The sequence below is a fragment of the Streptomyces prunicolor NBRC 13075 genome (genome assembly GCF_000367365.1).
Taxonomy (GTDB): Bacteria; Actinomycetota; Actinomycetes; order Streptomycetales; family Streptomycetaceae; genus Streptomyces; species Streptomyces prunicolor.
Genome location: NZ_BARF01000126.1, coordinates 24,584 through 45,469, shown reverse-complemented (window position 1 = coordinate 45,469; position 20,886 = coordinate 24,584). Strand labels below are relative to the sequence as shown.

The 20,886-nt window shown below is 69.1% G+C and carries 21 protein-coding genes; 8 read left to right on the top strand and 13 right to left on the bottom strand.

Features of this window, described 5'->3' with window-relative positions; all coding sequences use genetic code 11:
- Window positions 1-44 precede the first annotated feature (44 nt).
- Both SPR02S_RS48190 and SPR02S_RS48185 read left to right on the top strand, forming a co-directional pair.
- Window positions 45-1,061 carry an oligopeptide/dipeptide ABC transporter ATP-binding protein gene (locus SPR02S_RS48190; protein WP_052347184.1) on the top strand — a complete coding sequence of 339 codons (1,017 nt, stop codon included), beginning with the start codon at window positions 45-47 and terminating at the stop codon, window positions 1,059-1,061.
- A 143-nt stretch (window positions 1,062-1,204) separates the two neighbouring features.
- Window positions 1,205-2,140 (top strand): dihydrodipicolinate synthase family protein, encoded by a 936-nt coding sequence (locus SPR02S_RS48185; protein ID WP_019064241.1) that lies wholly within the window; start codon window positions 1,205-1,207, stop codon window positions 2,138-2,140.
- A 42-nt stretch (window positions 2,141-2,182) separates the two neighbouring features.
- Here the strand turns inward: SPR02S_RS48185 and SPR02S_RS48180 are convergent, their stop codons facing one another.
- From SPR02S_RS48180 to SPR02S_RS48135, 10 genes are all read right to left on the bottom strand, one after another.
- Window positions 2,183-2,875, bottom strand: a complete 693-nt coding sequence (locus SPR02S_RS48180) for an SDR family NAD(P)-dependent oxidoreductase (RefSeq protein ID WP_019064240.1) — start codon at window positions 2,873-2,875, stop codon at window positions 2,183-2,185.
- Between the two features lie 118 nt (window positions 2,876-2,993).
- On the bottom strand, window positions 2,994-3,827 hold the full coding sequence (locus tag SPR02S_RS48175) for a helix-turn-helix transcriptional regulator (protein WP_019064239.1): 834 nt from the start codon (window positions 3,825-3,827) through the stop codon (window positions 2,994-2,996).
- 268 nt (window positions 3,828-4,095) lie between these two features.
- Window positions 4,096-5,289: a sialidase family protein gene (locus SPR02S_RS48170; protein WP_019064238.1), complete on the bottom strand. Its 1,194-nt coding sequence runs from the start codon at window positions 5,287-5,289 to the stop codon at window positions 4,096-4,098.
- Between the two features lie 84 nt (window positions 5,290-5,373).
- Window positions 5,374-6,012: a hypothetical protein gene (locus SPR02S_RS48165; RefSeq protein ID WP_019064237.1), complete on the bottom strand. Its 639-nt coding sequence runs from the start codon at window positions 6,010-6,012 to the stop codon at window positions 5,374-5,376.
- A complete protein-coding gene (locus tag SPR02S_RS48160) occupies window positions 6,002-7,333 on the bottom strand; it encodes a hypothetical protein (RefSeq protein WP_019064236.1) in 1,332 nt (443 codons plus the stop codon). Before SPR02S_RS48160 ends, SPR02S_RS48165 begins: the two co-directional genes overlap by 11 nt.
- A 125-nt stretch (window positions 7,334-7,458) precedes the next feature.
- On the bottom strand, window positions 7,459-7,824 hold the full coding sequence (locus SPR02S_RS48155; RefSeq protein WP_019064235.1) for a hypothetical protein: 366 nt from the start codon (window positions 7,822-7,824) through the stop codon (window positions 7,459-7,461).
- Window positions 7,825-7,842: 18 nt separating this feature from the next.
- Window positions 7,843-8,391, bottom strand: a complete 549-nt coding sequence (locus tag SPR02S_RS61245) for an HD domain-containing protein (RefSeq protein WP_245607757.1) — start codon at window positions 8,389-8,391, stop codon at window positions 7,843-7,845.
- A 416-nt stretch (window positions 8,392-8,807) separates the two neighbouring features.
- Complete coding sequence (locus SPR02S_RS48145; protein WP_019064233.1) at window positions 8,808-9,485, bottom strand: response regulator; 678 nt, start codon at window positions 9,483-9,485, stop codon at window positions 8,808-8,810.
- Window positions 9,482-10,042 carry a sensor histidine kinase gene (locus tag SPR02S_RS65905; protein WP_373283441.1) on the bottom strand — a complete coding sequence of 187 codons (561 nt, stop codon included), beginning with the start codon at window positions 10,040-10,042 and terminating at the stop codon, window positions 9,482-9,484. The genes SPR02S_RS48145 and SPR02S_RS65905 overlap by 4 nt, the downstream gene beginning before the upstream one ends.
- 215 nt (window positions 10,043-10,257) lie before the next feature.
- A complete protein-coding gene (locus SPR02S_RS48135; RefSeq protein ID WP_043259015.1) occupies window positions 10,258-11,565 on the bottom strand; it encodes an RNA-guided endonuclease InsQ/TnpB family protein in 1,308 nt (435 codons plus the stop codon).
- Window positions 11,566-11,593: 28 nt separating this feature from the next.
- Between SPR02S_RS48135 and SPR02S_RS61235 the strand changes: the two genes are divergently transcribed.
- A complete protein-coding gene (locus SPR02S_RS61235; protein ID WP_019064230.1) occupies window positions 11,594-11,746 on the top strand; it encodes a toxin-antitoxin system HicB family antitoxin in 153 nt (50 codons plus the stop codon).
- A gap of 182 nt (window positions 11,747-11,928) precedes the next feature.
- Here SPR02S_RS61235 and SPR02S_RS48125 read toward each other — a convergent pair whose 3' ends face one another.
- Together SPR02S_RS48125 and leuA are read right to left on the bottom strand one after the other, a co-directional pair.
- The gene (locus SPR02S_RS48125) at window positions 11,929-12,633 is read right to left on the bottom strand and encodes a TerB family tellurite resistance protein (RefSeq protein WP_026151566.1); all 705 of its coding nucleotides are present in this window, start codon (window positions 12,631-12,633) and stop codon (window positions 11,929-11,931) included.
- 196 nt (window positions 12,634-12,829) lie between these two features.
- Window positions 12,830-14,563 (bottom strand): 2-isopropylmalate synthase, encoded by a 1,734-nt coding sequence (leuA, locus tag SPR02S_RS48120; RefSeq protein WP_019064228.1) that lies wholly within the window; start codon window positions 14,561-14,563, stop codon window positions 12,830-12,832.
- Between the two features lie 302 nt (window positions 14,564-14,865).
- Between leuA and SPR02S_RS48115 the strand changes: the two genes are divergently transcribed.
- The 4 genes from SPR02S_RS48115 to SPR02S_RS48100 all read left to right on the top strand — a co-directional run bounded on the left by SPR02S_RS48115 (window position 14,866) and on the right by SPR02S_RS48100 (window position 18,950).
- Window positions 14,866-15,933, top strand: coding sequence for a M4 family metallopeptidase (locus SPR02S_RS48115; RefSeq protein ID WP_019064227.1), 1,068 nt, complete (start codon window positions 14,866-14,868; stop codon window positions 15,931-15,933).
- A 62-nt stretch (window positions 15,934-15,995) separates the two neighbouring features.
- Window positions 15,996-16,262: a protealysin inhibitor emfourin gene (locus SPR02S_RS48110; RefSeq protein ID WP_019064226.1), complete on the top strand. Its 267-nt coding sequence runs from the start codon at window positions 15,996-15,998 to the stop codon at window positions 16,260-16,262.
- 70 nt (window positions 16,263-16,332) lie between these two features.
- Window positions 16,333-17,658, top strand: a complete 1,326-nt coding sequence (locus SPR02S_RS48105) for a GH1 family beta-glucosidase (RefSeq protein WP_174447610.1) — start codon at window positions 16,333-16,335, stop codon at window positions 17,656-17,658.
- Window positions 17,655-18,950: an MFS transporter gene (locus tag SPR02S_RS48100; RefSeq protein WP_052347182.1), complete on the top strand. Its 1,296-nt coding sequence runs from the start codon at window positions 17,655-17,657 to the stop codon at window positions 18,948-18,950. Before SPR02S_RS48105 ends, SPR02S_RS48100 begins: the two co-directional genes overlap by 4 nt.
- An 18-nt stretch (window positions 18,951-18,968) precedes the next feature.
- Here SPR02S_RS48100 and SPR02S_RS48095 read toward each other — a convergent pair whose 3' ends face one another.
- Window positions 18,969-19,823 carry an NAD-dependent epimerase/dehydratase family protein gene (locus SPR02S_RS48095; protein ID WP_026151564.1) on the bottom strand — a complete coding sequence of 285 codons (855 nt, stop codon included), beginning with the start codon at window positions 19,821-19,823 and terminating at the stop codon, window positions 18,969-18,971.
- 133 nt (window positions 19,824-19,956) lie between these two features.
- On the opposite strand from SPR02S_RS48095, the gene SPR02S_RS48090 reads away from it, so the two are divergent.
- Window positions 19,957-20,805, top strand: a complete 849-nt coding sequence (locus tag SPR02S_RS48090) for a helix-turn-helix transcriptional regulator (RefSeq protein WP_019064222.1) — start codon at window positions 19,957-19,959, stop codon at window positions 20,803-20,805.
- Window positions 20,806-20,886: the final 81 nt, after the last annotated feature.

The window sequence follows — 20,886 nt, the reverse complement described above, 5'->3', positions numbered from 1 at the left end:
TTGGGCGGGGTGGAGGGTGCGGGTGTCGAGCGGGAGGCAGAAGGATGAGCGGCGCGGGTGTTGAGGCGGAGGGTGATCAAGTGAGCGGTGTGCTGGTCGAGTTGGCCGGTGCTCATGTCGTCCACAAGGCGCGCAGCGGTGGGCTGTTCAGCCGTGATCGGGTCTACGCCCTGACCGGTGCCGATCTCAGCATCGCGCCCGGCGAGACGGTCGGCGTCGTCGGCGAGTCGGGCTGTGGAAAGTCCACGCTGGCCAAGGTGTTGGTGGGCGTACAGCGGCCGACGTCCGGCACGGTGTCCTTCCGGGGCCGGGACCTGTGGTCGATGCCGGAGGGCGAACGCCGGGCGGCCGTCGGCACGGGCATCGGCATGATCTTCCAGGACCCGTCGACCGCGCTGAACCGGCGTCTGACGATCCGGCAGATACTGCGGGATCCGTTGGACGTGCACGGGCGCGGCGACAGGAGACAACGCGAGGAACGCGTACGGGAGTTGATGTCGCTGGTGGGCCTCCCACGCGCGCTCGCGGACGGTCTACCGGGCCAGCTCTCCGGCGGGCAACGCCAACGCGTCGCGATCGCGAGGGCGTTGGCGCTGAACCCCGACCTCGTGGTGGCCGACGAACCGACCAGCGCGTTGGATGTGTCGGTCCGGGCCCAGATTCTCAATCTGTTGCTGGACCTGAAGGAACGGCTGGGCCTGGCCCTGGTGTTCGTGTCCCACGACATCCAGACGGTACGGCGGATGAGCGACCGTGTGATCACGATGTACCTGGGCCGGATCGTCGAGGAGACCCCGGCCGACCAGGTCACCGACCGGGCGAGGCACCCGTACACCAGAGCCCTTTTCTCGGCGACGCCAAGCCTGCTGCATGCGGTCGACCCGATCACGCTGGAGGGGCCGGTACCGTCGGCGACACGACCGCCGAGCGGCTGCCCGTTCCGCACACGCTGCTGGAGGGCCGACGACATGTGTGCCGAGGTGATGCCGGGCCTCGCGAATGCGTCGACGCCCGGCCACAGCTACCGCTGCCACCATCCTTTGACATCCCCCACTCTCTGAAGGAGATGGGTTCCAGCCCTGAACGGACTGGGGTTCACGGGCGCTCGACCACTCACGTGACGTCACCCCTCCGGCGTGTCCCGCCGCGACACCGGGACTATACAAGATAGTTGACGCAAATTGCCGCAGACCGAGGGAGCCCCATGACCTTCCCCGCCCCGCTCACCGGTGTCGTACCGCCCGTCTGCACGCCCCTGACACCGGACCGCGAGGTGGACGTCCGTTCCCTGCTCAGGCTCGTCGACCATCTGGTGGAGGCCGGGGTACACGGGCTGTTCCTGCTCGGCTCGACCTCGGAGGCGGCGTATCTGACGGACCGGCAGCGGAGGCTTGTCGTCGAGGCCGTGGTGGCTCATGTCGGGGGTCAACTGCCGGTGCTGGCAGGGGCGATCGACATGACTACGCCCCGGGTTCTGGACCATGTGGCCGCGGTGACCGATGCGGGTGCGGACGCGGTCGTAGTGACTGCGCCTTTCTACACGCGCACCCACCCCGCCGAGATCGCCCGCCACTACCGCCTGATCGCCGCCGCGTCCCCGGCCCCTGTCGTTGCCTACGACCTCCCCGCCTCCGTCCACACCAAGCTGCCCTCCGAGCTCGTCCTCGAACTCGCCGCCGAGGGGGTCCTCGCCGGGCTCAAGGACTCCAGCGGGGACCTCGGGGGCTTTCGAACGGTGGTGACTGGCGCGCGTGTTGATCCGGACATCACCGGGTTCAGCGTGCTCACCGGTTCCGAACTGTTCGTCGACTCCGCGCTGGCGCTGGGCGCGGACGGGGCGGTGCCCGGTCTCGCCAACGTCGATCCGCACGGGTACGTCCGTCTCGACGCGCTGTGCCGGGCCGGGGACTGGGATCGGGCGCGTGCCGAACAGGAGCGGCTGTGCGCGTTGTTCGGGCTGGTGGGGGTGGGGGACCCGGCGCGGATGGGGGGTAGTTCGTCGGCGCTGGGGGCATTCAAGGCGGCGCTGCAGCTGCGGGGCGTGATCGAGTGTGCGGCGACTGCGGAGCCTCAGGTGTCGTTGTCGGCGGACGAGGTGGGACGGGTGGGGAAGTTTCTGGCGGCGGCGGGGTTGCTGTGACCGACCGGGATTCCCACCCACCCGTTTGAGCTCAGGGCACGTTCACCACGGAAGGTTCCCGGACCGGTCGATGAACTGTCCCGTCGGTCCGTCCGGGCCGATCGTCGCGAGGGTCACGATGGACTCCGCGCCCTCGGCGACGCCGTGTCCGAGGCCGCCGGTGAAGTCGGTCGCGGTCTGCCCGGGGTCCGCGGCGTTGACCTTCACGTCCTTCAGTTCCTTGGCGTACTGCGTCGTGAGCATCGTGACCGCGGCCTTCGAGGCGCTGTAGAGGGGCAGGGTGTACTGCGACTCGATCCGCGCCGGGTCCTGGGTCATGCCGAAGGAGCCCATCCCGCTGGACACGTTGACGATGACGGGGTTCGGCGAGTTGCGCAGCAGTGGGAGGAAGGCGTGCGTGACGCGCACGATCCCGACGACGTTCACGTCGAGCACGGCGCTCACGTCGGCCGCGGTGTACTCCTCGACGGGGCCGACCTTGCCGAGGACGCCGGCGTTGTTGACCAGGACGTCGATCGTTCCCTCGTGCGCGGCGACGTCCGCGGCCGCGGCCTGGACCGAGGCGTCGTCGGTCACGTCGATCCGGACGAACCGGGCGCCGAGCGAGGCGGCAGCGGCCCGACCGCGCTCACGGTCGCGGGCACCGAGGAGGACGGTGTGACCCGCCTCGACGAGGCGACGGGCGGTTTCCAGGCCGAGGGACTTGTTGGCCCCGGTGATGAAGGTGGTGGTCATGCTGGCTCCTCCTGGTCCGGACAGCACGGTCGTGCGCTGTTCACGCACTTCATGCTGGGTCCCTGGGAGGGTCGGCGGGAGCTACGGGACTTCCTGGTACGGCGCGTACCACCCGGCTTCACTTCTGCGGAGACATCCGCTGGACCCCGATGGCCGCGAGGAGTTCGAGTTTGCTGCGGGCGTCGGTGCCCGGCCGCGGCGTGTACACCACGAGGCGGAGGTTGGTGTCCTGGGTGGCGAGGATGTCGGAGTTCATGGCGATGTCTCCGACGTCCGGGTGCCGGACGAGTTTGTGCGCACTCTGGTGACCGCCCACCGCTCGGCGGCTCCACAACTCGCAAAACCGTGGGCTGAGGTTCAGCCTCGACACCAGCGCCGCGAGGTCGGGATCGTCGGGGTACCGGCTCGTCGTCGCGCGCAGGTCGGCGACGAGGGACTCCTCGAACGCCGCCCGCTCGGCCGCCGTCCGCCGGATCCGGGGCAGCTCACCCAGGAACTGCCGGACCAGGACGTTGCGGTCGCCCACATCGTGGACCGTGGGGTCGCCGAACGTGGCCGCGAACAGCGGGTTCCAGTGCAGCAGCTGCCAGGTGGCGTCGTAGATCGCCAACGGGTTGCCGGCGAGCTGGTCCACGATCCGGTACAGGCTCCCCGTGATCACGCGCGGAACCCGGGCGGGATCCGCCGCGTGCCCGGCCATGCGCATAAGGTGCGCGTGCTCGTCGTCGGACAGGTGCAGGGCGCGGGCCAGGGCCGAGCAGACCTGCGCCGAGGGCGTCGCGACCCGTCCCTGCTCCAGCCGGACCACGTACTCGACCGAGATGCCGGCCAGCGTCGCCAGCTCCGCGCGCCGCAGACCGGGGACCCGACGGGGTGAGCCGTGCGCGAAGCCCATCGTCGCGGGATCCAGCCGGTCCCGCCACGCCCGCAGCGCGGCACCGAGTTGATCCATGCCCACCATCCTCCCGCACACCCCGCCCCACCGGGTGGTACGCGCTGTACCACGAAGCCCCGCAGCTCCCGCCGACGCTCCCCGGGGACCAGTGTCGAGTCGTGAACGGCGCACGACGATGCTGTTCGGAGTCAGGAGGAGCAAGCCCGGGAAGGAAGCCGCGATGAAGGCGTTTCCTGCGGCCGTTCCGCCCGGCGCGGTAGGCCGACCCGGAGCACGGCCGTCCTTCGTGACCACGAGGGCCTGGGGGTGGAGCCCCCAGGGACGCTCACCCACCACTCAGCCCGGCCACGCCCACCCGCCGAAACTCGATCGTGTCGTACGCGCTCGTCCCCCCGGTCTCATAAAGCACCCCGACGGTGTCCCCGTCCACCGCCACCAGATCCGAGTACCCCGCCCACTCCCCCGACAGCACAACCGCCTTCGCAAAGCTCCCCCCGCCATCCGCACTCCGCCAAATCGCCATCCCTTGGCGGACGTTGGGCACGGACGGCGCCGAGAACAGCAACGGAGCCCCCACGACCGGCAGTTGAAGAACACTCCCCTCGACCACCGGCGCATCATCCAAGGTGTGCTGGATCGCGTAGGGCCGATCCAGACTCGCACCCCCGTCGCTGGAGTACGTGTCGAGCCGATTCCCCACGCTCGTCCCCAGTTGGTCCCGGGAGCTGAAGTACAGCCGACCGTCAGGGAGTTGAGCAGCAGTGGATTCATTCGCGTTGTCGACCCCGTCGTACGTGGCGTCCACGAACCCCAGCCGCCACGTCTCGCCCCCGTCGTCGCTGTACAGGTCGTGCCCGCCGTAGTACTTCGCCTCCTGCCCGGTGTCGGTCGACCCGGCGGCCGGTGCGGCGGAGTGGTTGGCCGGGATCACCAGCCTCCCCGCGTGCGGCCCCCGCGTGAGCGCGACGGCATGCCCGGGCCCGGTCGCGTACCACCGCCAACTCGGCAGCTTCACCTCGCCCGTGATGTCCCGAGGAGCGGTAAAACTCCGCCCGTCGTCCCAGCTGCGCTGCACGAACACCCGACGGCTCTGTTCCGGCGTGACCTCGCCCCGCATGATCCGGCCCTCGGTGACGGCACCGCTGTTGTAGGAGGTGACCAGCACGATCGCGCCGGTGCGGGGGTCGACGACGGGCGCTGGGTTGCCCCGGGTGTCCCCGTCCCCGGCGGCCACCACCGACAACGGACCCCAGGTGCAGCCGCCGTCGCCGGAACGTCTGAGGACGACGTCGATGTTGCCGGTGTCGCCCGCGCTGTTGTGGCGTCCCTCGGCGAAGGCGAGGACGGTGCCCTGGTCGGTGGTGACGGTCGCGGGGATGCGGTAGGTGTCGTAGCCGCCGCTTCCCGAGACGTACGGCACGGAGGACGTGCAGCCGGAGTGCGCGGAAGCCGTCTGTGTGGCGGTGAACGGAGTGAGGAGCACGGTGCCGGCGAGGAGGATGCGGCTCAAGAGGATCACGCGGACATACTTCCCGGAGTCGTTGTTCCCTGCTCCTCGGAAAGCCCCGCCGCTGGGCCATGCCGCTGCGCCCAGGCCTCGCCTCTAGGCCACGTCGGCGTTCACCCGCTCCAGGACTCTCACCGCGGCCTGCACGCACAGGCCTCTGATGCACACCTCCAACGGGCTGGCGTCGGGGAAGAGCCGCTGCCCGTCCCTGGTGCGCCAGGCCGTCCGGAACTCCTCCGGCTCCGCCCAGGACAGCGCCGAATAGCTGGAGGTACTGACGGGGAACGCCTCAAGACCCGAATGAAGCTGCGCGACCAGCGCCACCATGAACGTCGGCTCGACGCTTCCGTCCCGCCCCGTCGGATCCTCGACGTCGCCCCGCAGCACACAGTGGACGAAACACTCTCCCGAGACCAGTCCCGACTCAAGAGCCTCCCCCATCCGCAGTTTCTTCGCGAGCACGGTCTCCACCAGCAGCCCCTCCACCGTCGTGGTCGCCCGGGAGACCCCGAACGCCCGGTGCGGGCCGTTCCCTTCGGAACCGGCGAAGCCGGGGAGACCGACCGTGGCCAGGCACGCCAGTTGCAGTGCCAACTCCGGTGGTATGCGGATCGTGGGCACGCTGACCACGCCCGGATGCCGGTCGTTGTACTCCGGCCTTCGTATGCCCACCAGAATCCTCGGCCTCGGGCCCTCACTCAGGAAGACGAAGGCCGCCACCGCTTCATGGTCCATCAGGCACCACCGGAACAGGCTCGTTGAAGACGTGGGTCACCAACCACTCCCGAGCACGCAACAGGAGCCGGTTGAGCTCTTCGTCGTACGTTCCCGAATAGAGGGCGGACTCGCCCACTTGAGACAGCATGCGGAGATCTCCCAGGTTCCACTGGATGGCGAGGCCGAGTTCGTCGGGCTCCCGGCGGTAGAGGATCACTTCGAAGATGCAGAAGAACAACTGCTCGTGGGTGTTCTCCCGGTCCACCACCCGGAACCCGCACAGCCGGAACCGGTTCTCCGGGATGTCGAGACCGGTGGAGTAGAACAGTTCGCGCTGCCCGGCGTGGATGAACGCCTCCCGCGACAGGGTGAGGGCCGAGGCGGGATCGTTGGCCGCCATCCACATGCCGTCGATCGCGCCGGTGGAGTCCCGGTCCAGGAAGGGCACGACCCCCAGCGCGACCGCGACGTCCTCCTCCAGCACCCGCGCGCTCAACAGCGACAGCTTTCCGAAGTCGTCGTTGGCGGTCATGTGGGTGCGTCGCTTCAGAAGGACGACCGGATGCCCCGCGGACCTCGAACGCACCACGCAGATGGCGACGGGAAGGCACGTCCTGTGCTTCGGCGTCGCACCGTACGGTTCGAGTGACCGGACGGGCAGCTTCCACAGTTCCGGATCCGTTGTCGGGGTTCCCGACGCGAGGAGTTCGTTGCCCACATCGGCGATCCTCGGATCGACGGGCTCGCAGTCGACCTGCCGGGTCAGGAAGTCGCTGGCGCCGTCGGCCCACCCCCTGATGCTGTCGGCGATCTGCTGGAACTTGGGCGCGTCGTCCTCGTAGGACTCGTACTGCTCGACACCGGAGACGGACGGCGGCCCGATGGGCGCCCACACCCGCTGCCGCCCGGTCTCCCGCTGCTTCACCAGGATCGACATCTGCAGGTACAGCAGGTTCATGGACAGCAGGTGGAACCCCCGGTCACGTGTTCCCGACTCGGTGGGCGTCGGCTGCCACTGCTGGACCGAGTTGCGCAGGGCCGTCACGGCCGACTGCCACTGCTGCACCACCGGACCGAGGCGTACGTTCCACCGGTTGGCGAGAATCAGGGTCGGTGCCGGTGTCACATAGCGGAACACGTCCCAGGGAAGTTCCGCCGGAGTCCCGTGCGCACTGGAGGCCACCGCCTGAATGGCCGTGATGAACTCCCGGGACGCCACCCCGCACACCGTGACCTCGGAGGCCTCACGCAGTGCCTGACCCAGCTCGCTCTGCAGTGAGGCGGCGGTCATGCTCACCGCTCCGGCGTTCTGCGCGACGCCGGTCGCGGTCTGCCCCACAGCGGAACCGGAACGCAGTAGTCCTCTGGCCGCCAGTGCCTGGTCGGCTTCTATCCCCGATGGCATATGCCATCACCATCCCCCGATGAACCTTCAGGACATTCGCTACGGATATGGGCTGTTCCTCAGTTTTGGGACCGATACACCCGAGCGACTTCATGAATCATCACGCTCCACCGGACCAGCAGTTCATCCTCCTGGAAGTTGGCACCGACCGCGTATTCGACAAGATCGTGGCACGCCTGCCTCGCCCGGTCGTCCTGAATGCGAACCGCCCGCAGCAGAAGAGTGCGCCTTACGACGCTGCTCGATTCGGTCAGGGTCTGGACGACATCGACCCCTTGAAAGAGCATGAGTATTTCGTCGCACTGCACGCGCTGATTTTCGGCCCGGCGTTTACGGCCGTCGAGTAAATTGCTCACCATGGGCGCGAGCAGTCCGGCCACCAGGCCGAGTATCGCCGTACCGGTGGGCAGCAGCGCACTCAGCATTTCCCCCTCGCTCCCCCGTTATGGTGATGTGAGCAGACCGCGCTCGATTCCCTTTTCGATGGCCTCGTACGCGACCTTCGCCAGCGCCGGGATGGTGTCCTCGACACCTTCCACTCGATGCCGTACGGCCGCCGCGGCCACGCCGTGCCGCCGCCAGGAGGACTTCTCGCCCGCCATGAGGTTCATGAAGATCGGCAGCAGTACGTCCAGGGCCATGACGTACTTGCCCTCGGCGGTCTTCGTGAACTCGTACTCGCGCCAGCCCTGTTCCAGGACCTCGCGCTCCCGGGTCGGCAACGGCTCCAGGAGGACTCCGATGGCGTGCTCCTCGCGCCGGCGGCGGCCGGCGGCCGCGGGACCGTAGACGAACGTGTCCCCGGCGACCACCTCCACCATGTCGTGGAGCACGGCGAGCCCGACACAGCGCATCGGGTCGATCGGCTCGGTGGCATAGCGAGTGAAGAGTAAACAGGCCAGGGCGACGTGCCATGAATGTTCAGCGGTATTCTCCGGGCGCGACCCATTTGATACCGGATTCTGCCGTTGGACGTGTTTCAACTCATCCATCCGGCCAAGGAAATCGAGGAGCTGTGAGAGTTCCGCATCCGGAGCCGCTATTTCCAGTTCGTCCAGCCCACTCAGGAACGCGTATCCGGGAAGGGTTCCCACCGCTTCAGCCCATGTCATGATCTTCCTCCCGTTGATTGATCGAGACATCGAGGCTAGCAGCACAACATGGCCGAAGTTGCGCCCTTTGCAGGTACCCGACGCGCGATGATCAGCGCAGTTGATCGAGCGCAGCACGACGGCCTCGAAATTCGATCATGCCAGGATGTACGTGGACGTAAACGTTCCCCCTTCCCCCGTGCCGGCCGGACCGGCAACTTCACTCCCCCCATACCCGCACGCACGGATGTGCAAAGCAACAGAGAATACCGAATATGAGTTCCACAGGAATATGACCGATTTTCGACGAGTGCCCGTCAGGTGGTACCCGGAACGATGAGTCCGGACTCGTACGCCACGATCACCAATTGCGCCCGGTCCCGCGCCCCCAGCTTCCCCATGATGCGGCTGACGTGCGTCTTCGCGGTGAGCGGACTCAGGCCCAACGCTTCGGCCACCTCGGTGTTGTTGAGGCCGCGCGCGACCAGCGCGAGGACTCCGCGTTCGCGTTCGGAGAGGCATTCGGGACCGCCGGTGGTGGGCGTTGCGGGACCGCGCAGGAAACGGGCGATCAGCCGGGACGTGGGACCCGGTGACAGCAGCGCCTCTCCGGCCGTCACCGTGCGGATCGCGTCGAGGAGTTCGGCCGGACGGGTGTCCTTGACCAGGAATCCGGAGGCGCCGGCGCGCAGCGCGTCGACCACGTTCTCGTCGGTGTCGTAGGTCGTGAGGACGAGGATCCGCACCCCGGCGAGGTCCTCGTCGGCCGCGATCAGGCGGGTCGCCTCGATGCCGTCCAGGTCCGGCATGCGGATGTCCATCAGGACGAGGTCCGCGCGCGAGGTGCGGGCCAGCGCCACCGCCTCGCGTCCGGTCGCGGCCTGTCCTACGACCTCCATGTCCCGCGCCGACTCGACGAGCATCGCGAACGCGGCCCGTACGAGGGTCTGGTCGTCGGCGAGGAGCACCCGGATGGCAGCGGCGGTGGCGGTCATCGTGCCTCCTCCTCGCCGCGCGCCCGCAGCGGCAGTACGGCGGTCACCGCGAAGCCCGCCCGCTCGCCCAGCTCGTCCAGTTCGTCCAACGGCCCGGCGTCCAGCGTGCCGCCGACACTGCGGACGCGTTCGCGCATGCCGACGAGCCCGAAGCCGGGGGTGCCGTCACCGGTACCCGCGCCGTCGTCCGTGACGTCCACGCGGAGCGCGCCGTCCCGCTCGTGCACACCGACCCGGACCGTGAGGTCGGCGCGCCCGCCATGTCGTACGGCATTGGTGAGCGCCTCCTGGACTATCCGGTACGCGGCGGCGCCCACTGCGGCCGGGATACCCGCGGCGGCCTCCACCGACAGGTCGACCTTCGCGCCCCCGGCCCTGGCCGTCGTCCGCAGGGCGGTCAGCGCGGCGGCGACCGGTTCGGCGCCCCGGATCGCCTCCTCCCGCATCCGGTGCATGAGGAAGATGCCGTAGTCGACCCCGAGGGCGACGAGAAAGACGAAGGAGAGCAGTCCCAGCACCGGGTCGGCGCCCTGGAATCCGAACAGCGGGCCGAACACCAGCTCGCCGATGCCGAGCGCCGCGCCCCACACCGCGATCACGGCTAGTGCCGACGTCAGTGACCAGTGAACCGGGGCCGCCGACCTAGAACCGTCAACCCGCCCTTATCGTGGGCGACTCGGCGGATATCGTCGTTGAGGGCGGTGCGCTTCTTCTCGTCGTTGCCGGGCCAATTGCCGGTGACCGGGTACATGAGGTTGACATCCTCCGCCTCTTAGAAGAGGGGGATTCCAACCCAGGTGGGTTGAGGTTCACGGGCGCTCGAACGACTGGTGGCCGCTGTCACCCCTCCGGCACCGGCAGTACGCCGGGGGCGGGGGATCCCGCCCTGTCCTGCCGCGACATTGACTGCTGCGTTGCTGTCCGCGTTACAGGTGAAACCACAGGAGGAGCAGACGAAGTCGGCTTGGCTCTTGCGCGAGTTCTTGTCGATCCATCCGCAGGCACTGCACCGCAGAGACGTGTAGGGGGCGGGTACGTCCTCGACCCGGCCCGGCGCCTTATCTTCGGTGCGCCGACGCAGCATTCCCCAACCTTGGGCGAGGATGGCCCGGTTCAGCCCGGCCTTGGCGGCCCGGCCGTTCTTCAGGAACGTACCCGGCTGCTCCAGGTCGTGCTTCGGCTTGGCCCTGGCGGTCATGTTCCTGATGTTCAGCTTCTCGAACCGGATCAGGCCGTAGGTCCGGGCGAGCATGGTTGAGGTCTTCTCGCACCAGTCCTTGCGCCGGTCGGCTTCGCGGGCCTTGAGCCTGGCGGCCTTCGCGTACTCGGCACTCTTCCGCTCGCTGCCTTTCGGGGCGCGGGCGGCACGGCGCTGGTGCTTGCGGACCTGCGCCCGCTCTTTCACGGTGAGCTGGGGGCAGTTGAGCCTGCGTCCGTCCGAGAGGGCGGCGGTGATGGTCACACCCCGGTCGATGCCGATGACCTCACCCGTGCCGGGCGCGGGGAGCGGTGCGGGGATGACGGCGAACGCGATGTGCCACTGGTTATCGCGGAAGGTGACCCGGAATGTCTTCGCGTCCGGCAGGCCGGTGCGGGTGAGCCGGAAGCGGACCCAGCCGCAGCCGGGGACCTTCACCTGCGCCCAGCGGCGGTTGAGCTTCTGCACGACCACCGAGCGGCCCATGACCTGCTTGCCGGTCCTGGCGTTCAGCTTCGGACTGCCGTCCGGCCCGGACTCGGGAACGCGGTCGGTGCCGATGACGCGGAAGCCCTCGTGCTGGAACCGCTTGCGCCAGGTCGGTTCACCGAACCCGGACGTAAAGCGGGCGTTCTTGGCCTGCGCGAAGTCCTTGAGGGCCTGCTGCATCACATCGGCGTTGCCCTCACGCAGCCACTCGTTCTCCCGCCGGGCCTCGGTGAGCTGACGACACTGCTCTGCAAAACCCGGCGCCGCCTTCCTGCCCCTGCGCCAGTGGGAGTGCTGCTCGACTGCCAGGTTCCACACGTACCGGGCGTGCGCGCAGTGACCGAGCATGACGCCCGCCTGCTCACTCGTCGGATACATCCGGAAACGTGACATGGCCCCACTTTAGGGCCACAATTGACACATGATCAAGCTGAATCTCCGACTCCCCGACGACCTGTACGCCAAGGCCAAGACGCTGGCCGCCGCAGACGACCGCTCCCTCAACTCATGGCTGGTATCACTCGTACGACGCGCGGCCGAGGACAGCGAACGCCGCTCCACTCCCGGGACGTAACAGCCACTCCCGCCGTGCTCTCAGGGGCTCGCGCTCACCCCCGGCGCGGATGTCTGGTTGCAATCTCCAGACTTCCGGCGCGGGAGGGCTGAGTCATCGCACGGGAGGGCGAGTTCTGGCGTACTGCCGGGGGCGGCCGGGGCGGCCGTATTACTCCCTGGGGAGTAGCGGGCGGGTCGGGGTTACGACGGCGTCCGCGCCGCCGCCAACAGTCGGGTCACGTCGTCCGCGCAGATGGTCAGGGCCGCGCCCACCGTCGCGAGGGCGTCGCGTTCCGCCGGTGTGTACGGGCCGTCGGCGAGGGCGATGCGGGCGCCCTGCAGCAGGATCGATTCGCGGCCGGCCGGGGCGAGATGCGGGGCGAGCGGGTCGAGGGCCTCGTGCAGCTCTATGGCGAGGCCCGCACCGCTCGGTTCGCCGAAGATACGGCCGGTGTCGGCGGCCAGGGCCTCGACGAGGGCGCCCAGTTGTTCCTCCGTGCACTCCTGGAAGCCGGCGGCCCGTACGGTGCCCGCGGCGGCCTCCAGGGACGTACGGGCGCAGCTGCCGCCCGCCGCGAGGACCGCGAGGGCGACCGTGTGCACGGCGTCGCGGAGCATCGCGGAGAAGCGGCTCGTGGTGGGGTGGTCGAGGACGTCGGTGCCGTAGTGGCCCTGGCAGGCGGCGCACTCGACGACGGGGCCGGTGTCACCGCGCGGCAGTACCGGCATGCCGAGGAAGGTGAAGCGGCGGCGCCCGGTGAGTCGCTGGTAGTTGCGGTCGCCCCCGCATCCGGGGCAGAAGAACTCGCCGTCTCCGACGCTGGTCCACGCGGTACGGATGCCCAGCACGCGCGCCGCACGGCCCTCATGGACCACTCGGCCGTCTCGTCCCCGTTCAGGCAGCACGTCGCACCTCCGTAACGCCGCGGCAACATCGCCGCGCTGGCGTGATGTTAGCCACATTGTCGAGCCGGAGTCAGTACCCAGGACGAGACCTCTCCGTGACCTGCACACGGAATGGCCGGGAAACGACGGGGCCCCGCCCGCCGGAGACCGGCGTACGGGGCCCTTCTGCGACGAGTAAACCGCCGGTCAGGATGGTTCAGCGGGTAGCGCGGTTGACGGCGGAGACGACCGCCTTCAGGGACGCACGTGTCGTATTCGCGTCAATGCCGATTCCCCACAGGATCTTGTCGTCGATCGCGCATTCGATGTACGACGCGGCCTGCGAGGAGGCTCCCTCGCTCATCGTGTGCTCCTGGTAGTCCAGGAGCCGTACGTCGATCCCGACGGACCCCAGGGCGTCGAAGAACGCGGAGATCGGGCCGTTGCCGGAGCCCGTCAGGACGGTGTCGACGCCGTCGACGCTCGCCTCCACCTTGAGCGTGTCCACGCCGTCGGTGTCGGTGGTCGACTGGCCGTTCTTCACCTGGATACGGCCCCAGGCGTTGTCCGGGTTCGGCAGGTACTCGTCCTCGAAGGTCGCCCAGATGTCCTTCGGGGTGACCTCGCCGCCCTCGGCGTCCGTCTTGGCCTGAATGAGCTTGGAGAACTCGATCTGCATCCGGCGCGGCAGGTCCAGCTTGTGGTCGTTCTTCAGGACGTACGCGATTCCGCCCTTGCCCGACTGCGAGTTGACCCGGATGACGGCCTCGTAGGACCGGCCCACGTCCTTCGGGTCGATCGGCAGGTACGGGACGGCCCACTCGATGTCGTCGACGGTGACGCCCTTCGCGGCGGCGTCGGCCTCCATGGCGTCGAAGCCCTTCTTGATGGCGTCCTGGTGGGAGCCGGAGAAGGACGTGTAGACCAGGTCGCCCACGTACGGGTGGCGCGGGTGGACCTCCATCTGGTTGCAGTACTCCCACGTACGACGGATCTCGTCGATGTTCGAGAAGTCGATCTGCGGGTCGACGCCCTGCGAGAACAGGTTCATGCCCAGGGTGACCAGGTCGACGTTGCCGGTGCGCTCGCCCTGTCCGAACAGGCAGCCCTCGACGCGGTCGGCGCCGGCCATCAGCGCCAGTTCGGCGGCGGCGACGGCCGTACCGCGGTCGTTGTGCGGGTGGATCGACAGCACGACGTGCTCGCGGCGGGACAGGTGGCGGCCCATCCACTCGAAGCGGTCGGCGTGGGTCGAGGGGGTCGAACGCTCAACGGTGGCAGGCAGGTTGAGGATGATCTCGCGGTCCGGGCCGGGCTGCCAGACGTCCATGACCGCCTCGCAGACCTCCAGCGCGAAGTCCAGCTCGGTGTCCGTGAAGATCTCCGGCGAGTACTGGTACCCGAACTCGGTCTCGGGGCCCAGCAGTTTCTCGGCGTACTCCATCACCAGGCGGGTGCCGTCGACGGCGATCTGCTTGATGTCGTCCTTGGAGCCGCGGAAGACCACGCGGCGGAAGACGGGGGCGGTCGCGTTGTAGAGGTGCAGGGTCGCGCGCTTGGCGCCCTTCAGGGACTCCACGGTCCGCTCGATCAGGTCCTCGCGGGCCTGCGTCAGCACGGAGATCGTGACGTCGTCCGGGATCGCGCCCTCTTCTTCGATGATCGAGCGCACGAAGTCGAAGTCGGTCTGGCCGGAGGCCGGGAAGCCGACCTCGATCTCCTTGTAGCCCATCTTGACCAGCAGGTCGAACATCGCGCGCTTGCGCGCCGGTGACATGGGGTCGATCAGGGCCTGGTTGCCGTCGCGCAGGTCCGTGGAGAGCCAGCGGGGGGCTACGGTGATCCGCTGCGAGGGCCAGGTGCGGTCGGGGATGTCGACCTGCTCGTACTGGCCGTACTTGTGGATCGGCATGGAACTGGGCTGCTGGCGATTGACGCGGCTGCTTGCCATGATGCGGGGGCTCCTCGTGGTGTCCTGAAGGACGGCCGACGGCGCAACGCCAGACTCCGCGGGGAGGGGGTCGGCCTACGACTACAGGCCCTCGCCGCGGCAGCTAAGGAGAAGCAGCCCGATACGCATGATGTTCAGCAGACTAGCCGAGTCGTGCGCGGTGCGGGGGGCCGTATCACTATGCGGGATATTCGCCGTCGTATACCACTCTCCGCTACGAGACTGTGATGAATGTCCGCGTTTTCCACCAATCATGGTTGCCGGTAGTGACATCTGCGTCACTCGGTGCCAGGGTGCCGGGCATGACGACTCACGGGGGCTTCGAGCCCGTCTTCTGCACGATCGTCCCGCCGCATGTCCTCGACCGGCTCGCCCAGCACGAGGACCCCGCGCTCGCCGGTCCCGCCCGCGAGACCCTGGAGCGCGACGCCTACGAGCGCACCCACCGCCGGCTGACCACGGTCATCGGCGCCCCGACCCTCACCGCGCCGGTCGTGTCCGACAAGCCTCAGCGCACGATCTACGACGCGAAGCACAAGCAGGAGCTGCCGGGGAAGAAGGTGCGCGCCGAAGGCTCCGACCCCGGCAAGGACGCCACCGTCAACCGCGCCTTCGCCGGTCTCGGTGCCACCTTCGAGCTGTACCTCAACGCCTTCAACCGGCACTCCATCGACGGCGAGGGCCTGCCGCTCAACGCGTCCGTCCACTACGACGTGAAGTACGACAACGCGTTCTGGAACGGCGAGCAGATGGTGTTCGGCGACGGCGACGGCGAGCTGTTCCTCGACTTCACCATCCCGGTCGACGTCATCGGCCACGAACTCACCCACGGCGTCACGCAGTACACCGCGAACCTGACCTACTTCGGCCAGTCCGGCGCCCTGAACGAGTCCATCTCCGACGTCTTCGGCTCGCTCATCAAGCAGTACACGCTCGGCCAGACCGCCACCGAGGCCGACTGGCTGATCGGCGCGGGCCTGCTCGCCCCGCGCGTCTCGGGCGTCGCCCTGCGCTCGATGAAGGCCCCGGGCACGGCCTACGACGACGACGCCCTCGGCAAGGACCCGCAGCCCGCGACGATGGACGACTTCGTCAAGACCGGCAGCGACAACGGCGGCGTGCACATCAACTCCGGCATCCCCAACCACGCCTTCTACCTGGTCGCCGACGCCCTCGGCGGGCACGCGTGGGAGAAGGCGGGACAGATCTGGTACGACGTCCTGACCGGCGGCGAGCTGAAGAAGGACGCCCTGTTCACGGACTTCGCGACGCTCACGGTGGCCGCCGCGAAGACCCGGTTCGGGGACGGCGGCGAGGAGTTGCAGGCCGTGTCGAAGGCATGGGAACAGGTCGGGGTGCCGACCTCGTAGTCGCGACGGTCGCGGTGTCGGCGGCAGTCGCGCCGGATCCGCATCCGTACTAGACAGGACCCATGCGTATTCAGGTACGGCGCACGGGCGGTTTCGGCGGTATCCAGCGCCGCGGCGAGGTCGACACCTCGACGCGGCCCGACGCCCATGAGTGGCACGCGCTCGCCGAACGGGCGGTCGCCGCCGGCCACAGCGCTCCCTCGACGGGGGTCCCGGACGGCTTCCACTACGAGATCACGGTGGACGGAAAAACGGTGCACACGGCCGACCCCCGGCTCACCGACGATCAACGGGAGCTGATCTCAAGGGTGTTGAAGGAAGGCGCGTGAACTGATGTCCTCGGGCGGGCGTAACTGCTTGTTCACGCCCGCCCGTTGACACCCGTTACCGCCGGTACCCATGATCCGGCGCATGGCGACTGATGCAGGCAATCCGATACCTCGGTTCCCGGCCGATTTCCTCTGGGGCGTCTCGACTTCGGCCCACCAGATCGAGGGCGCGGCGGACGAGCGCGAACCGTCCGTATGGGACCGGTTCGAGGCCGAGCCGGGCCGGATCAAGGACGGCTCGACGGCGGCGGTGGCCTGCGACCACTACCACCGCCACCGCGAGGACGTGGCCCTCCTGGCCGACCTGGGCGTGGACGCGTACCGCTTCTCGATCTCCTGGCCGCGGGTGAACTCTCCCGGCGGCCTCGACTTCTACGACCGCCTCGTCGACGAACTGGGCGAGGCGGGCGTACGTCCGGTCCCGACCCTGTTCCACTGGGATCTCCCGGTCACGCAGGACTGGTTGAACAGGGACACGGCATCACACTTCGCCGAGTACGTGTCGCTGGTCGCCGACCGCCTCGGCGACCGGGTGAAGAAGTGGATCACCCTCAACGAGCCCGCGGAACATACTCTGTTGGGCCACGCGCTGGGCGCCCACGCCCCCGGCAGGACGCTGTTGTTCGACGCGCTGCCGGTCGCCCACCACCAGTTGCTCGCCCACGGGTTGGCGGTACGGGCCCTGCGCGCCGCCGGTGCCACCGACATCGGGATCGCCAACTCGCACGGCCCGACCTGGCCGGCCTCGCAGGAGCCGGAGGACATAGAGGCGGCGAACTTCTACGACCTGCTCCTGAACCGCCTGTTCGCCGACCCTCTCCTGTTCGGTGAATACCCGTCCGGGCTGGGCGAGTTGATGCCGGGCGACGTCGAGTCGGACCTGAAGGTGATCGCCGAGCCGATCGACTGGTACGGCATCAACTACTACGCGCCGAGCAGGGTCGGGGCACCCCAGGGCGCGGAGATCGAGTTCGGCGGCCTGACCCTCCCCGCCGAACTCCCCTTCTCCGTAAGGGAGATCGAGCACGTCCCGGTGACGGACTTCGGCTGGCCCGTGGTCCCCGAGGGCCTCACCGAACTCCTCACCACCTTCCACGACCGCTACGGCGACCGCCTCCCGCCCGTCGTCATCACCGAGAACGGCTGCTCCTACGACGGCGTCGACGACCAGGACCGGATCGCCTACCTCGACGGCCATGTCCGGGCGCTGCACGGGGCGTTGGAGGCGGGCGTGGACGTACGCGGGTACTTCGTGTGGTCGCTGCTGGACAACTTCGAGTGGGCGGAGGGCTACGAGCGCCGCTTCGGCCTCGTACACGTGGACTACGAGACACAGGCGCGCACTCCGAAGGCGTCGTACGGCTGGTTCCAGGGCATGCTGCGGGCGCAGAGATGACGACGACGGGGAGTTCGGTGGACGACGGCAACCCGGCTCCCGCCACGGCCACTTCGGCGCTCGCCCTGGCCGAACCCGTCGAACGCGTGGGCCGGGGCTGGACGTCCGCGCTCTCGCTCGCCAACGGGGCGATCTGGGTGGGCTGGTACGGCCCCCTGCAGATCCTGCTGGCCTCGCAGGCCAAAGACTTCGCACCCGGCACGGGCATGTCCAAGGAGTCGATGCTGGCGTGGGTGACGGGCGCGGGCGCGCTGGTGTCGCTGGTCGCCAATCCGCTCTTCGGCGCGCTGTCGGACCGTACGTCGGCGCGGTGGGGGCGCCGTACGCCGTGGATCGTGGGCGGGGCCGCGGGCGGGGCGCTGTCGTTGCTGCTGCTCGCGGGTGCGGGCGGGGTGTGGACGATGGCGGCCGGCTGGTGCCTGGTCCAACTCACCCTGAACGCGGCCTTCGCGGCGGTCACGGCGGCGGTGCCGGACCGGGTGCCGCGGCTCCAACGGGGCTCTGTGGGCGGCTGGTTGGGCGCCGCGCAGATCCTGGGCGTGGTCGGCGGTACGGGTCTGGCGACGGCGGCCGGGGGCATCGGGGCGGGTTACGTGGCGTGCGCGGTGTTCACGGCGGTGGGCGTGCTGCCGTACGTACTCCGTTACAAGGATCTCCAACTCCCGCCCACAGCACGGCCGGTGTGGTCCTGGCCGGGCTTCGTGCGGGGCTTCTGGCTGAGCCCGCGCCGCTATCCCGACCTGGGCTGGGCGTGGCTGACCCGCTTCCTGATCAACCTGAGCAACGCGCTGGTGTTGCTGTATCTGTTGTATTACCTGCGGGACCGCCTCCACTACCACGACCCCGACCAGGGCGTACTGATCCTCACGGCGGTGAACGGCCTGACGCTGCTGGCCACAGTGGTGGTGGGTGGGGTGTGGTCGGACCGGGTCGGCCGCCGCAAGCCGTTCGTGATCTGGTCCGGCGTGCTGATGGCGGTGGCGACGGCGGTCCTCGCGGGCTGGCAGACCTGGCCCGGCGCGGTCGTCGCGGCGGCGGTCCTGGGCATCGGCTTCGGCGTCTTCACGTCGGTGGACTTCGCCCTGATGACGGACGTACTCCCGAAGGCCCTGGACCGCGGCAAGGACCTCGGCGTGATCAACGTGGCGAACGCGTTGCCGCAGGTCGCGGCGCCCGCCCTCGCCGCGCCGATCGTGACGTATCTGGGCGGGTACCGGGTGCTGTATCTGGTGGCCGCGGTGATCGGGATGGTGGGGGCGTTGCTGGTCCGGCGGATTCGGGGGGTGGACTGAACAGGTGCGGGGGCAGGGTCAGAGCACGCCCGCGTCCCGTGCCGACCACGCCGTCGGGAACAGCGGGCGGTAGCCCAGCTCGCGGCGGATCCGTTCGGTGGACATGATGCCCAACCACGGGTCGGGGTCGGTGCGTTCGTGGAGTTCGGCGGGGATCTCGACGCCGTTGAGCAGATGGAGTTCGACCGCGGTGACCGGGGCGTCGTCGGCGATGTTGTAGATCCGGCCGGCGATTCCCGGGGCGTGCAGGATGCGGAGGAGGCCCTGGGCGACGTCCGCGTGGTGGCCCATGTGCAGGCGCTGGTTCGAGGCCCAATGGGCGGCCCAGCGCAGGGAGTTGGCGAGGTGGGGGTCACCCTCGCCGTAGACGAAGGGGAGTCGGGCGACGCGGACGTCCATGCCGTCCAGGGCGAGCAACTCCCGTTCGGCCGTGGCCTTCGCGTCGGGGTAGGCACCCCACATCTCGCCGCCGGGGCGGCTCTCGTCCTCCTCGGTCATGGGGCGACCCCGCCCGGTGCCGTACACGAGCCCCGTGCTGACCTGCACGAAGCGCCGCACGCCGGAGGCGAGTGCCGCCTGTCCCAGGGCGACCGCCGCCGCGTGGTTGACGGCCCAGGCCTCCTCGTCCGGTACGCCGCGGAAGGACGCGGCGACGTTCACGACGGCGTCGACGCCGGAGACCGCCTTGCCGAGGGCGTCCTCGTCCCGCAGATCGCCGAGGACGACCTCCGCACCCAGCTCCGCGAATCGCTCGCCGCGGGCCTCGTCCCGCACCAGCACGCGCACCCGCTCCCCCGGCCGGGCCTGCGCCAGCAGCCTCGGTACGAAGCGACGTCCGACCTGTCCCGTCGAGCCTGTCACCAGTGTCAGCATCATGTGCTCCTCTCGTCGTGTCCCGTCCTGTCCCGACCAGCTTCGGACGGGCGGGTCGGCACCGGGAGAGACCTTCCGATCAGGGGATCAGCAGTCCCTGGATAAGCCGGGCGGACTGCCGCACCCTGGAAGCGTGAACCGAGCCGAACTCGCCGACTTCCTGCGCCGCGGCCGGGCCCGCCTGGACCCCGCCGACGTGGGCCTCACGGCCGGCGCCCGGCGCCGTACGCCAGGGCTGCGCCGCGAGGAGGTGGCCCAGCTGACCGGCATGTCCGTGGACTACTACACACGCCTGGAACAGGCCCGCGGCCCGCACCCGTCCCGCCAGATGCTGACGGCACTGGCGCGGGCGCTACGGCTCACGGAAGACGAGCGCGACCACCTGTTCCACCTGACCGGCGAGGAGCCGCCGCGCCGGGGCGCTACATCCACGCACCTACGGCCGGGCCTCCTCCTGGTCCTGGACCGCCTGCACGACACCCCGGCGCACGTGTCGAGCGACTGCGGCGAGATGATCGCGCAGAACGCGATGTCACGGGCGCTGACGGGTGACGTGTTCGCCCGCCCACCCCAGGACCGCAACCTGCTCCGCCGTTTCTTCCTGAACCCGACGGCACGGGAGATGTTTCCCCCGGAGGACATCCCGGACCACGCGCGCTCCCACGTCGCGAACCTGCGCGCGGTGGCCGCGGCCCGCCCCGACGACCCCGAGCCGGCCGCGCTGGTGGCCGAACTCCGGTCGTCCAGCGAGGAGTTCGCGCGACTGTGGGAGGAACACGAGGTGGCGGTACGGCGTCAGTCAACGAAGCGCTTCCGCCACCCCCTGGTGGGTCTCCTGGAGCTGGACTGCGAGATCCTCCTCAACCAGGACGCCCACCACCTCCTGATCATCCACACGGCCCGCCCCGGCACGGAGTCGCACGAACGGCTCCAGCTGCTCCGGGTGATTGGCCTCCAGGACATGTCCCTGCCCAGCACTTGAAAGTCCCGGCCGACGGCAATTCAGCCCCTCCGGCGTTTGAGGAGCGGGGCCTGGGGCGGAGCCCAGAAGGATGGGACGGGT